Origin of the sequence: Tsukamurella pulmonis (genome assembly GCF_900103175.1) — a bacterium.
GTDB classification, from domain to species: domain Bacteria; phylum Actinomycetota; class Actinomycetes; order Mycobacteriales; family Mycobacteriaceae; genus Tsukamurella; species Tsukamurella pulmonis.
Window position 1 is genome coordinate 3,601,072 of sequence record NZ_FNLF01000002.1, and the last position, 12,729, is coordinate 3,613,800.

The 12,729-nt window shown below is 71.8% G+C and carries 13 protein-coding genes; 4 read left to right on the forward strand and 9 right to left on the reverse strand.

The genetic code is table 11. The annotated features are described in order from the left end of the window. Positions 1 to 412: 412 nt before the first annotated feature. Genes BLQ62_RS17650 through rfbD form a run of 4 tightly spaced genes read right to left on the reverse strand, consistent with a single transcriptional unit; the run spans position 413 to position 4,124 of the window. Positions 413 to 1,195, reverse strand: a complete 783-nt coding sequence (locus BLQ62_RS17650) for an SGNH/GDSL hydrolase family protein (protein WP_068529020.1) — start codon at positions 1,193 to 1,195, stop codon at positions 413 to 415. Positions 1,196 to 1,197: 2 nt separating this feature from the next. After that, positions 1,198 to 2,301 carry a mannose-1-phosphate guanylyltransferase gene (gene manB, locus BLQ62_RS17655; protein WP_068529016.1) on the reverse strand — a complete coding sequence of 368 codons (1,104 nt, stop codon included), beginning with the start codon at positions 2,299 to 2,301 and terminating at the stop codon, positions 1,198 to 1,200. Next, positions 2,301 to 3,194: a glycosyltransferase family 2 protein gene (locus tag BLQ62_RS17660; RefSeq protein ID WP_231857712.1), complete on the reverse strand. Its 894-nt coding sequence runs from the start codon at positions 3,192 to 3,194 to the stop codon at positions 2,301 to 2,303. The genes manB and BLQ62_RS17660 overlap by 1 nt, the downstream gene beginning before the upstream one ends. 9 nt (positions 3,195 to 3,203) lie before the next feature. After that, positions 3,204 to 4,124: a dTDP-4-dehydrorhamnose reductase gene (gene rfbD / locus BLQ62_RS17665; RefSeq protein ID WP_068568219.1), complete on the reverse strand. Its 921-nt coding sequence runs from the start codon at positions 4,122 to 4,124 to the stop codon at positions 3,204 to 3,206. Between the two features lie 124 nt (positions 4,125 to 4,248). On the opposite strand from rfbD, the gene BLQ62_RS17670 reads away from it, so the two are divergent. Beyond that, a complete protein-coding gene (locus BLQ62_RS17670) occupies positions 4,249 to 6,000 on the forward strand; it encodes an LCP family protein (protein WP_082756835.1) in 1,752 nt (583 codons plus the stop codon). After that, positions 5,988 to 6,689, forward strand: coding sequence for a TIGR03089 family protein (locus tag BLQ62_RS17675; protein ID WP_170842923.1), 702 nt, complete (start codon positions 5,988 to 5,990; stop codon positions 6,687 to 6,689). The genes BLQ62_RS17670 and BLQ62_RS17675 overlap by 13 nt, the downstream gene beginning before the upstream one ends. 4 nt (positions 6,690 to 6,693) lie before the next feature. Here BLQ62_RS17675 and BLQ62_RS17680 read toward each other — a convergent pair whose 3' ends face one another. Both BLQ62_RS17680 and BLQ62_RS17685 read right to left on the reverse strand, forming a co-directional pair. Next, complete coding sequence (locus BLQ62_RS17680; protein ID WP_068529011.1) at positions 6,694 to 7,302, reverse strand: AMIN-like domain-containing (lipo)protein; 609 nt, start codon at positions 7,300 to 7,302, stop codon at positions 6,694 to 6,696. A gap of 96 nt (positions 7,303 to 7,398) precedes the next feature. Next, the gene (locus BLQ62_RS17685) at positions 7,399 to 8,559 is read right to left on the reverse strand and encodes an acyl-CoA dehydrogenase (protein ID WP_068568355.1); all 1,161 of its coding nucleotides are present in this window, start codon (positions 8,557 to 8,559) and stop codon (positions 7,399 to 7,401) included. 173 nt (positions 8,560 to 8,732) lie between these two features. On the opposite strand from BLQ62_RS17685, the gene BLQ62_RS17690 reads away from it, so the two are divergent. After that, positions 8,733 to 9,644, forward strand: coding sequence for an MBL fold metallo-hydrolase (locus BLQ62_RS17690; RefSeq protein ID WP_068568218.1), 912 nt, complete (start codon positions 8,733 to 8,735; stop codon positions 9,642 to 9,644). Here BLQ62_RS17690 and BLQ62_RS17695 read toward each other — a convergent pair. The 3 genes from BLQ62_RS17695 to BLQ62_RS17705 are packed head-to-tail and all read right to left on the reverse strand — an operon-like array spanning position 9,625 to position 12,063. Beyond that, a complete protein-coding gene (locus BLQ62_RS17695) occupies positions 9,625 to 10,278 on the reverse strand; it encodes a dihydrofolate reductase family protein (RefSeq protein WP_068568217.1) in 654 nt (217 codons plus the stop codon). The genes BLQ62_RS17690 and BLQ62_RS17695 overlap by 20 nt on opposite strands. A gap of 53 nt (positions 10,279 to 10,331) precedes the next feature. Beyond that, positions 10,332 to 10,844 carry a 5-(carboxyamino)imidazole ribonucleotide mutase gene (purE, locus tag BLQ62_RS17700; RefSeq protein ID WP_114653204.1) on the reverse strand — a complete coding sequence of 171 codons (513 nt, stop codon included), beginning with the start codon at positions 10,842 to 10,844 and terminating at the stop codon, positions 10,332 to 10,334. Beyond that, a complete protein-coding gene (locus BLQ62_RS17705) occupies positions 10,837 to 12,063 on the reverse strand; it encodes a 5-(carboxyamino)imidazole ribonucleotide synthase (protein ID WP_269451332.1) in 1,227 nt (408 codons plus the stop codon). Before BLQ62_RS17705 ends, purE begins: the two co-directional genes overlap by 8 nt. A 116-nt stretch (positions 12,064 to 12,179) precedes the next feature. Between BLQ62_RS17705 and BLQ62_RS17710 the strand changes: the two genes are divergently transcribed. Continuing rightward, positions 12,180 to 12,725, forward strand: a complete 546-nt coding sequence (locus BLQ62_RS17710) for a GtrA family protein (protein WP_114653210.1) — start codon at positions 12,180 to 12,182, stop codon at positions 12,723 to 12,725. Positions 12,726 to 12,729 lie beyond the last annotated feature (4 nt).

Consider the following 12,729-nt stretch of genomic DNA (forward strand, 5'->3'; position numbering starts at 1 on the left):
CGCCGTGGATGTCGTTCACGGGCTAGGCAATCGTGACCACCCGTGGCACAACGGACATCTCCAGCGGAATCGGTGGCGATCGACGTGCCTGCGGAATCGGCGCGCCGCCCACCTGCGATGCAGTCGCCGAAAACCACGGCGTCTTCGTGCCCCGTAGGTCGTGTCGAAGTCGCTCGCGACGCCCTGTTCAGATGACATCCGCTGCCCGGACCGCGGTCCACAGGTCGGTCCTGCTTCTTCATAGCGTTGCAACGTTATGAAAAGTGAACGACGCTATGAGGACGCGACGAGCGGCGAGGAGGGATCGCTCGCCGGCGCCGAGCCATGCGCGGAACGTGAAGGGATCCGGAGAAACAGTCACTGACCTGCTCTTTTGCCACCCATGCGCCGCGCGCATGGGGGCCAGGAAAGACTATCGGTCCGCCGAGACCCCGACGGGCCGCAGCAACGTCGGGTACTTCGGCGGCAGGCCGTCGCCGGTGGAGATGCCGCGCACGCGCCGGGAGATCCACGGGTAGGCGAACTCGCGCCGCCACTTCCGCTTGATCTCGCGGTCCTCGGCGGGGGTGATCACCGGCTCGGGCCCCAGGTCCGGGACCTCCAGATCGTGCGGCACGCCCAGCACGTCGAGCACCGCGATCGCCATGCGCAGGTGCCCGGGGACGGACATGTGGATCCGGTCGAACTCCCACATCCGCAGGTCCCGGTACTCCTTCATCCGCCAGTAGTCGAGCAGCACCAGGTTCCGGTCGGCCGCGATCTCGCGGACGAGCTCGTTGTAGATGGCGAACCGGCCGCGCAGCGCCCCGAACAGGCCGCCGCCGTGCGTGTCGGCCGCGGTCCACACCACGACGGTCGCGCCGGAGTCCGCGAGCCGCCCCAGCATCTCGTCGTACACGCGGACCACCGCGTCCACGTCGACGGAGGGCCGGATCAGGTCGTTCGCGCCCGCGTACACGGTCACCAGGTCGGGTCCGAGGTCCAGGCACTGATCGACCTGCTCGGCCACGATCTGGTCCATCTTCTTGCCGCGGATCGCCAGGTTCGCGTACCCGAAGTCCGGGGAGCGCGCCGCCAGCACCTCGGCGACCCGGTCGGACCAGCCGCGGTACTCGTGGGTGCCCGTCGGGTCGGGGTCGCCGACGCCCTCGGTGAACGAGTCCCCGATCGCCACGTACCGCAGGAAGTCAGCCATGGCTAGACGTCCGTCGAGAACCGCACGCCGCCGTCGGGCAGCTCCACGCCGGGCCACACGCGCGCTCCGTGCAGCAGCTCGCAGCGCGCGCCCACGGAGGCACCGTCGCCGATGACGGCCTCCCGGATGCGGGCCCGCGGGCCGATGTGCGCGCCGAAGCCGATGATCGAGCGCTCGACGATCGCGCCGGCCTCGACCCGCACCCCGTCGAAGACGACGGCGCCGTCGAGGCGGGCGCCCGCGCCGATCTCCGCGCCGCGCCCGACGACGGATCCGCCGATCACCAGCGCGCCGGGCGCGACGGAGGCGCCGGGGTGGATGAGGCACTCGCCGCGGCCGCCGTCGAGCGCGGCCGACGGGGCGATGCCGCGCACGAGGTCCGAGCTGCCGGCGACGAAGTCCTCGGGGGTGCCCATGTCGCGCCAGTAGCCGTAGTCGACGTGCCCGTAGAGCCTGCGACCGCCGTTGAGCAGCGACGGGAAGACCTCGCGCTCGACGGACACCGGCCGGCCCGCGGGGATCTCCTCGATCACCGAGCGCTTGAAGACGTAGCAGCCGGCGTTGATCTGGTCGGTCGGCGGATCCTGCGTCTTCTCCAGGAAGGCGGTGACGCGGCCGTCGGCGTCGGTGGGCACGCAGCCGAAGGCGCGCGGATCGGGCACGCGCACGAGATGCATCGTGACGTCGGCGTCCTTGTCGCGGTGCGTCTGCACGACGGCACGGATGTCGGAGCCGCCGAGCACGTCGCCGTTGAAGACCAGCACGTCGTCGGCCTTGAGCGCGGACAGCACGTTGCGGATGCCGCCGCCGGTGCCCAGCGGCTCGTCCTCGACCACGTAGGACAGCTCGAGCCCGAGCTCGGAGCCGTCACCGAAGTACTCCTCGAAGACCTCCGCCTTGAACGAGGTGCCCAGCACCACGCGGCGGATGCCCGCATCACGGATGCGGGAGAGCAGGTGCAGCAGGAAGGGCTTGCCCGCCGTCGGCAGCATCGGCTTGGGCGCCGAGAGGGTGAGCGGGCGCAGGCGCGTGCCCTTGCCGCCCACCAGGATCACGGCCTCCACGTCGCTGAGGTCCACACCGGCGTCCTGATCCACCGAGGTCATCATTCCCCTTTTCGTTTCCGCGTCGCCGCGAGAACACTGATCCGCGAGCGCGCGGCCAGCCCCACCTTCATCGCCGCGCGCAGGGGCGCGGCCGCCGGACCGGGATGCCGGTCGGCGAAGAACCGGTACGCGGAGGCGTGGTGCGCCGGGAGCATGAGCTCGGGCACCTTCCCCGCCGCGTGTCCCTTGGCGTGCACGATCTCCGCCGTCGGGACGTAGACGTTGCGCCAGCCGGCGCGGGTCAGGCGGTCGCCGAAGTCGACGTCCTCCATGTACATGAAGTAGCGGTCGTCGAAGCCGCCGATCGCGGCGAAGGCCTCCGGCCGCACGAGCAGGCACGAGCCCGAGAGCCAGCCCGCCTCGCGCTCGGCGACCTCGGCCTGCGACTGCTGGTAGGCCCGCGTCCACGGGTTCGACTTCCAGACGGTGCCGAGCAGCGCGTGCCCGATCCCGAACCGCATGCTGGGCACGGCGCGCGCCGACGGGTAGACGGTGCCGTCGGGGTCGCGGATCAGGGGCCCGAGCGATCCGGCCTCGGGGTGCCGCGCCGCGGCCTCGACGAGGGCGTCGATCGCGCCGGGCCCGAAGACGACGTCGGGGTTGCTGATGAGCAGGAAGTCGATCGCGTCGAGGTCCAGCCGCGCCGCCGCGTAGTTGATCGCACCCCCGTAGCCCAGGTTGGCGCCGGTGCGCAGCAGCTCGGCCTCGAGGTGGGCGGCGTCGGCGGCCTCGGGGGAACCGTCGACGGAGCCGTTGTCGGCCATGAGCACGCGCGGGGCGGCACCGGAGAAGGCGCCGTCGATGCTGGCCAGGAAGTTCTCGAGGTGCTCGCCCGGCGAGTAGGTGACGGTGACCACGGCGATCGTGGGCAGCGAGGTGTCGGTTCCGGGCACGCGGTCAGGTTACCGGTCGCGCGGGGCGGGGCCGCCCACCGCCCGCCGCAGGGCCCGGTCCAGCGCGTCGTCCCAGTCGGGCAGGGGCGCGAGCCCCCACGCCGCCCACGCGGCGGGCGAGAGCACCGAGTACGCCGGGCGCGGCGCGGGCCGGGGGAACTCGTCGGTGGTGCAGGGCGTGACCCGCGCGGGGTCCGCGCCGGTCCGCGCGAAGACGCCGCGCGCGAGGTCGAACCACGTGGCGGAGCCTCCGCCGGCGGCGTGCAGCACCGCGCCGGGCCGCTCGGGCTCCTCCCCCAGCAGGACGGCCAGGTCGAGCAGTCCGGAGGCCAGGTCGGGGGCGTAGGTGGGCGAGCCGGTCTGGTCGTCGACGACGTTCGGGTCGACGCCGCCGTCGGCGAGCCGCCCCATCGTCCCGACGAAGTCCCGCGCCCACCCGTCCGTGCCGTCCGGGCCGGGGGCGCGACCGGTGTAGACCCACGCGGTCCGCACCACGACGGTCCGCGGGTCGGCGGCGCGGGCCGCCTCCTCACCGGCGAGCTTGGTGCGCCCGTAGACGCCGGCCGGGCCCGTCGGGTCCGTCGGCTCCCACGGCCGGGGCGGCTCCGGGGCGGGCCCGAAGACGTAGTCGGTGGAGACCTGCACCAGCCGCGCGCCGGTGGCGGCGCAGCGCTGCGCGAGCAGCGCGGGCGCGGCCGCGTTGAGGTCCGCGGCGGCGTCCGGCTCGGATTCGGCGGCGTCCACCGCGGTGTGTGCCGCGCAGTTGACGAGCACCGTCGACGGGCCCAGGGCGAGCCCTGCGACCGACTGTGGCGAAGTCACATCGAGCTGTGCACGACCCAGCGCACGCGTCGCGATTCCCCGCGCCGCGGCCGCCGCGACCAGGGCGGACCCCACTTGCCCGGCCGCGCCGGTGACCACCAGTTCCACAGAGCGAACGGTACGTCACGGCCGCGTCTGCGGTGGGTCCGCGTCGCGAGTCGGTACCGTTATGGAGATGTGATCATGCGGGCCGAAGCAGACGGCCCGCTTTCCCGACGTTGAGGAGTGGTGGGTGTCCGACAGCCCCAGCCGACGCGGCGCGCGCCATTCCCAGGGCGCCGGCGCGCGACGCAAGGATGCCGCCGACACGGACGCGCGCAGCACCGCGCGCACCCGGTCGGGACTGCGGCGCAGGAGCGTGCGCGCCCAGAACGAGGCCGTCGACGGTGCGCCTTCGCCCCGCGTCCGGGCCGTGCCCGGCGCAGGCGACCTGAACGACGAGACCCGCGAGCGCCTGCAGCGCAGCGGTAAGACGCTGCTCGCGCTGACCACCGCGATCGTGCTCGTGGTCACGGGTGTCGCGTGGTTCTGGTGGTCGCGCTTCGCCGACGACATCGTCCGCGGGCCGAGCATCGCGGCCAAGCCCGACGGTGCCACCGACATCCTCCTCGTCGGCACCGATTCGCGCACCGATGCCAAGGGCAATCCGCTCACCAAGCAGGAGCTGGCGCGACTGAACGCGGGCGTCGACGACGGCACGCTCAACACCGACACCATCATCCTGATCCGCATCCCCAACGACGGCCGCTCGGCCACCGCGATCTCGATCCCGCGCGACGCCTACGTCGCGATCCCCGATCAGGGCAAGGGCAAGATCAACTCGGCCTTCGCGGGTGCGGCGAACGTGACCCGCGACCAGGCGATGGCCAACGGCGACGACGAGAAGACCGCGATCCAGAAGGGCAACGAGGAGGGCCGCAAGGCACTGATCGAGACGGTCGCGAACCTCACGGGCGTCTCCGTCGACCGCTACGCGGAGATCGGCCTCGTCGGATTCTCCCGCCTCACCAACGCCGTCGGCGGCGTCGACGTGTGCCTCAAGAAGCCCGTCAACGACCCGTTCTCGGGCGCGCGGTTCAAGGCCGGTAAGCAGACGCTCAAGGGCCCGCAGGCGCTGAGCTTCGTGCGCCAGCGGCACGGCCTGCCCCGCGGCGACCTCGACCGGGTGACCCGGCAGCAGGTCTTCATGGCCTCGCTGGCCGGCAAGATCCTCTCCACCGGCACGCTCACCAGCCCGAACAAGCTCAGCCAGCTGCAGAACGCGCTCACCACATCGGTCACGCTCGATCAGGAGTGGGACGTGATGGGTTTCGCGAAGGAGTTGGCGAACCTCTCGGCGGGCAACATCAAGTTCTCGACGGTGCCCGTCGTCCGCGACGACGGCTGGAGCGACGACGGCACACAGTCCGTGGTGGTCGTCGACCCGAAGCAGGTGCAGGCGTACGTCGCGGGTCTGCTCGGCGACAAGCCGGGAGAGGCCAAGCCGAAGCCCACGACGAAGTCGTCGCCGGCCGTTCCCTCGGTGAACCGCTCCTCCTACACGGTGGACGTGGTGAACGCGGGCACCACATCGGGCCTGGCCGGCAACGTCTCGACGTTCCTGGGCGGCAAGGGCTTCGCGCAGGGCTCCACGGGTAACGCCTCGTCGACCGAGTCCTCGTCCAGCGCCAAGAGCGCGGTGCTGGCCTCGTCTGCCAACGATCAGGGCGCGAAGGCCGTCGCCGCACTGCTCGGCGGGCTGCCGGTGGTCGCGAGCGGCACCGTGCAGTCCGGGCACGTGAAGGTCCTGATCCAGGACGGTTACGCCGGCCCGGGGTCGTCGAGCGATTCGGGCTCCGACTCCGACTCCGCGGCGACCACCACGTCGATCCCGCCCGGCATGACCGAGGCGCTCGACCCGAGCGAGGCGGCGCGCATCAGCTCGCTGCTCAACAAACCCGGCTTCACGGCCCAGCAGGACGGGGGCGTGCCGTGCGTGGACTGACGGTGACCGATCGGCTGCTCGTGCCGATCGTCCAGGCCGACGGGGCCGCACCCCGGTTCACCTGGTACGACGATGCCACCGGCGCCCGCATGGGGCTCTCGGCGATCACACTGGGCAACTGGGCCGCCAAGTGCGGGAATCTGCTGCGCGACCAGTACGGGCTGGGCCCCGGCGACCCCGTCGGCGTACTGCTGCCGGCGCACTGGCAGACCGCCGGGATCCTGTTCGGCGCCTGGTGGGCCGGCTGCGAGGTGCGCTTCGGCGAGTCCGGCGACGTGACCTTCGCCTCTCCCGATCGCCTGGACGACGCGGAGGGCGACGAGATCCTCGCCGTCGGCCTCGACGCCTTCGGCATGGCCGTGCCCGACCTGCCCCCGGGCATCGACGACTACACCACCGAGGTGCGCGTGCACCCCGACGCCTTCACCCCCGGCGGCGCGGGCACTGCGCTCGCGGGTGACGACGCGGAGATCGTGCTGGCCCGCTCGACCGCCCTGTCCGCCTCGGCCGGCTACGCGGCGGGCGACCGCGTGCTCTCCACCCGGGAGTGGCGCTCCGTCGACGACCTCTACGACGGCCTGCTGGCCCCGTTCGCGGCGCCCGCGTCGGTGATCCACGTGTCGAACCCGGACCCGGCGAAGCTGATGGACAAGTTCGGCGTCGAGAAGGCGACCGCGCGCGTCGCCTGAGCCGCTACCGCTGCACGTCGACGACGATGCGTCCCGGCCCCGTCAGGGTCGAGTCGGCGTAGCGCTGCGCGGTACCGGCGAGCTCGATCGCGACCTGCAGTTGCCCCTCGAAGTGGCACGTCATGATCGCGCGCGCGACGGCGCCGCCGGGTCCGGCGACCGTGCGCTCGCCGGTGTACGGAGACACCCCGTCGTGGTCGAAGATCCCCACCGGCTCGGCCCGCACCACGAGGTACTGCCCCGGTCCGCCGAGCGTCGCGCCCGACGCGCAGTCCACGACGGGCCCCGCCTCCCGGCTGATGCGGTACGGCGGCACCGGGCCGGTGAACTCCAGCACCACCCGGTCGGCGCCGTCGCGGGCGCCCGTCCGCAGGTCCGCGAGCATGGTCTCCCCCGGGGCGACCGACGCGCCGGCGGGCGCGGCGGCGGTGGCGGTCGCGGTGGTCGTCGTCGGCGCCGGGGCGGAGCTCGGCGGTGCCGCACCGGTCATCGTCGTCACCGACGGCCGCGCGATGCCCGACGGCGCCGTCACCGCCCCGTCCTGGGTGCACGCGGTCAGGGCCGCGCCGAGCGCGATCGCCGTGATCGTGCGCCCACCGGTCCTCAGATGCACGTCCGCCCCTCTCGTCCGGTCCAGGCTAGGTGCGGACCGGGCGGGAGGGGCGGATCGTTATCGAACCGTGGGCGAGCCGGTATCGGCCCGTCGGGCTCAGCGCAGCAGCTGGCGGCTCATGACGAGGCGCTGCACCTGGTTGGTGCCCTCGTAGATCTGGGTGATCTTGGCGTCGCGCATCATGCGCTCGACCGGGAAGTCGCGCGTGTAGCCGGCGCCGCCGAGCAGCTGCACGGCGTCGGTGGTGACGTCCATCGCGACGTCGGAGGCGAAGCACTTCGACGCGGAGCTGATGAAGCCCAGGTTCTTCTCGCCGCGCTCGGCGCGGGCGGCCGCGGTGTAGACCATGAGGCGCGCGGCCTCGAGGCGCATCGCCATGTCGGCGACCATGAACTGCACGCCCTGGAACTCGGAGATGGACTTGCCGAACTGCTTGCGGTCCTTGATGTACTCGATCGCCACGTCGAGCGCGCCCTGCGCGATGCCGACGGCCTGCGCGCCGATGGTCGGGCGGGTGTGGTCGAGGGTCTGCAGCGCGGTCTTGAAGCCGGTGCCCTCGGCGCCGATCATGCGCATGGCGGGGATGCGGCACTCCTCGAAGGCCAGCTCGGCCGTCGGGCTGCCCTTGATGCCCAGCTTGTGCTCGTAGCCGGTGACGGAGAAGCCGGGGTCGTCCTTGTGCACGATGAAGGAGCTGATGCCGTTGGCGCCCTTCTCCGGGTCGGTGACGGCCATGACGGTGTACCAGGTGGACTTGCCGCCGTTGGTGATCCAGCACTTGGAGCCGTTGAGGACCCAGTCGTCGCCGTCCTTGCGGGCGCGGGTGCGCATCGACGCGGCGTCGGAGCCGGCCTCGCGCTCCGAGAGGGCGTAGGAGGCCATGGCCTCGCCGTTGGCGAGCGAGGGCAGCACGTGCTGCTTGAGCTCCTCGGAGCCGTTGAGGATCAGGCCCATGGTGCCGAGCTTGTTGACGGCGGGGATCAGCGAGGAGCTGCCGCAGACGCGGGCCACCTCCTCGATGACGATGCAGGTGGCGACCGAATCGGCGCCCTGGCCCTCGTACTCCTCGGGCACGTGGATGGCGTTGAAGCCGCTCGAGACCAGTGCGTCCAGGGCCTCCTGCGGGAACCGCTCCTTCTCGTCGACGTCCTTGGCGTGCGGCGCGATGTCGCGCTCCGCGAGCGCCCGGATGGCGGCGCGCAGTTCCTCGTGCTCCTCGGGGAGCTGGAACAGGTCGAAGTCGGGGTTGCCAGCCATGGGGGCCTCCATCAGCGTCTACGTGTTATGTCCGCGCTGATTGTATCCATGCCCTTCCGAGGGTCAGTTAGTCGCACGTAACCAATATCCGACGGTCCGCCTGTTCCCGGGGACAACCACCGCCGCTCCGCCCAGCACGAGCGGTCCTTCGGAATGTGAACGACAATCGAGCCATGACCTTCACGACGACGTTCGGCGCGGCACAGGTGGATCAGGTCACGGAGCTCGACCGGTGGGCCTTCCCGCCCGCCGGATTGTTCCCCGCGATCCCGGACGGCCTCGCCGAGGCGGCGCTGGCGGACCTGGGCCCGGGCTACATCGACCCCGACACCGGCGATCTGCTGCTGGCGATCCACACCTATCTGATCCGCCTGGGCGAGACGACGATCGTGGTGGACACCGGCAACGGCAACGCCAAGGAGCGGCCCGCGCTGCTGCCGCATCACATGTTCGACACCGACTACCTCGATCGCCTCGCCGCGACCGGGATCGCCCCGGACGACGTGGACCTCGTCATCAGCACGCACCTGCACCCGGATCACTGCGGATGGAACACCAGGCTCGTCGACGGGCAGTGGCGGCCGACGTTCCCGAACGCCGTCTACCTCTTCGCCCGGGCGGATCTGATCGCCCTGCAGTCGCTCGCAGCGGGCGACGGTCTCGACGGTGTCATGGCCGATCTCGCCCGCACCTACGTGGACAGCGTCGGCCCGGTACTGCGCGAGGGCCATTGGCGCGCGGTGGACGACGGCGAGGTCATCGCCGCCGACGACCACACGGAGGTGATCGTGCGCGCCTCCCCGGGCCACACCGACGGGCACCTCGCGGTGGAGATCAGCTCCTCCGAGGGCGGCGCGATCGTCGCCGGCGACGCGATCCACCACCCGATCCAGCTCCTGCATCCGGACCTCGTCCAGGGCGGCGACGCCGATCCCGAAACCGCGCGGGCCACCCGCGAGCAACTCCTTCGACGGTGCGCCGACGAGGGCCTGCTCCTGCTTCCGGCGCACTTCACCGAGCACGCGCCGTTCCGGGTGACGATCGACGCCGGCGATCGTCCGGTGGTCAGCGCAGTGAGCGCGTGAAGACGCGGTGCACGACGCCGCTGGGGCTGGCGGTGGATTCGATCGCGAACCGCTCCTGCACGCCCTCGAGCCCGTCCCACAGCCGCTCGCCGCGGCCGAGCACGATCGGCACCTCCACCAGATGTAGGTGATCGACGAGGTCGGCGGCGAGGAACTCGCGCACCGTCTGCACTCCCCCGCCGATGCGGATGTCCTTCTCCCCCGCGATCTCCCGCGCCGCCGCGACCGCCTCGGCGGGTGAGGCGTCGAGGAACCGGAACTCCACCCCGTCGGCCGTGGTGAAGGCGGGCCGGGGCCGGGTGGTGAGCACGATGATCGGCGTGGTGAAGGGCGTCTGCTCACCCCACCAGCCGCGCCAGGACTCGTCGGCGAGGACCTCCGGCGTGGGCGCGAACTTGCCGCGCCCCATGATCTCCACGCCGATCCCCTCGTCCCAGGCCTCGGAGAAGGCGTCGTCGACGCCGCGGGCCGCGCTGGTCAGTCCGTGGATCGCCGCGCCCCGCCGGGTGCCGAAGAACCACTGCATCAGAGATCCACCGGCGTGCCCGAAGGGCGCGTCGCGGCTCTGGTCCGCTCCGGTCCCGAAGCCGTCCAGCGAGATCGCGAAGTTGTGCACGCGCACCTGACCCGTCATGGGGACAGGCTAGCGACGCGTCTCCGCCGCCGCGCCGCAACGGCGGCAGGCGGCTACCCCTCGAGGAGCTTCTTGCGCAGCGCCTCGTCCTTGTCGAGCACCATCTTCTCCAGGTTCTCCTGGAAGACGACCATGCGCTGGCGCAGCGAGGGATCGGCGGCGCCGAGGATCCGCACGGCGAGCAGGCCGGCGTTGCGGGCGCCGCCCACGGACACCGTCGCCACGGGGATCCCGGCGGGCATCTGCACGATCGAGAGCAGCGAGTCCATGCCGTCGAGGTGCTTGAGCGGCACGGGCACGCCGATGACGGGCAGCGGGGTCGCGGAGGCGACCATGCCCGGCAGGTGCGCGGCGCCGCCGGCGCCGGCGATGATCACCTCGACGCCGCGGTCCGCGGCGCCCTTGGCGTAGTCGAGCATCCGCTGGGGGGTGCGGTGCGCGGAGACCACGCCCACCTCGAACCGGATCCCGAACTCGGCGAGTGCCTCGGCGGCGGCCTCCATCGTCGGCCAGTCCGAGTCGCTGCCCATGATCAGTCCGACGCGCGGTCCGGTGTTCTCAGCCATGCTCACTCCATCCATCGGTCCACTCCGCGGTCGCCATCCAGTGCGCCGCACGTTCCGCCCGCTCCCGCAGCTCCGCCGCGTAGTCGGGGTCGTTCCGGTCGCCGTCGGGCGCACCGACCAGGTTGACGTGCCCGATCTTGCGGTCGGGCCGCCCCTCCTTGCCGTACATGTGCACATGCGCCTCGGGCATCCGGGCCATGAGGTGGTGCAGCCGCTCGTCGACGCCCATCTCGGGCTCCGACGGTGCGCCCAGCACGTTCGCCATGACGGTGAGCGGCGCGGTCGGGGCGGTGCCGCCGAGCGGGTAGTCGAGGACGGCCCGCACGTGCTGCTCGAACTGGCTGGTGACGCAGCCGTTCATCGACCAGTGGCCGGAGTTGTGCGGCCGCATCGCGAGCTCGTTGACCAGCATCTCGCCCGACGGGGTCTGGAACAGCTCCACCGCCATCACGCCCACGACGCCCAGCTCGTTGGCGAGCCGCAGCGCCAGGGACTCGGCGAAGGACGCCTCCGCGTCGGACAGGTTCGGGGCGGGCGCGAGCACCACCGCGCACTGGCCGTTGCGCTGCACCGTCTCCACCACCGGCCAGGTGGCGCCCTGCCCGAAGGGCGAGCGCGCGACCATGGCCGACAGCTCGCGGGCCAGCTCCACCCGCTGCTCGCCCAGCAGCTGCACTCCGGCGGCGAGCTGGGCCTTCGCCACCTCCAGCGCCTCGTCCAGGGTGTCCGGCAGCCAGACGCCACGACCGTCGTAGCCACCGCGCACGGCCTTGAGCACCACGGCGCCGGGGTAGCGCTCCCAGAACGCCCGCACCTCGTCGACGGTGCCGATCTCGGCGAAGCCGGGCACGGGGGCGCCGAGTTCGGTCAGCCGGTGCCGCATCGCCAGCTTGTCCTGCGCGTAGAGCAGCGCCTGTGGCGGCGGGTTGACCGTGACGCCCTCGGCCTGCAACGCCAGCAGGTGCTCGGTGGGCACGCCCTCGTGATCGAAGGTCAGCGCGTGCGCGCCGGTCGCGACGCGGCGCAGGTCCTCGAGCCGGTCGTGGTCGCCGAGGACCACGTCCGGGCACACCTGGGGCGCGGGCTCGTCGGGCGCGGCGGCGAGCACGCGCAGGGACTGGCCCAGCGCGATGGCGGCCTGATGGGTCATGCGGGCCAGCTGGCCGCCGCCGACCATGGCCACGACGGGCCGCGACCGGCGCGTTTGAACATCACTCACCCGTCCATAATCGCAGGTCCACCACAGTCCGGGGGTGCCCGGCACAGCGTGCGGCCCCGCTCCGACCGCGTCACACTCTCCGCGGTACGATTCACGGTTCCGTTAGAGTGGCGCACGTGGCATTCATCGAGGCGATCCTGGATCGCACCCCGGCACCGCTCCGCGGACTCGTCATGCAGCACCACGAGCTGATCAAGTTCGCGATCGTGGGCAGCACGACGGCGGTCTTCGACCTCGCCATCTTCTACGGCCTGGTCCTCACGGTCCTCGATGACAAGCCCACCGTCGCCAAGATCTTCTCGGGCGTCTGCGCCGTGATCCTCTCGTACATCCTCAACAGCGAGTGGAGCTTCAAACACCGCGGCGGCAGGGAGAAGCACCACGAGGCGCTGCTGTTCTTCGCCATCTCGGGCATCGGCGTGCTCATCATGGCCGCGCCCATCTTCATCGCGAACAACTTCTTCGACCTGCGCAACGTCGACTCGAAGACCACGCTGATCGTGGTCGACTTCGTGCTCAACTACATCGTGGGCAACCTGCTGCAGATGGCCTTCCGGTTCTGGGCGCTGCGCCGCTACGCGTTCCCCGAGGACATGCGCGACGCCCCGGTCCAGGAGTCCATCCCCGCCGCCGGCGATACGACGTCCGCCGGCGAACGCTGAGCCC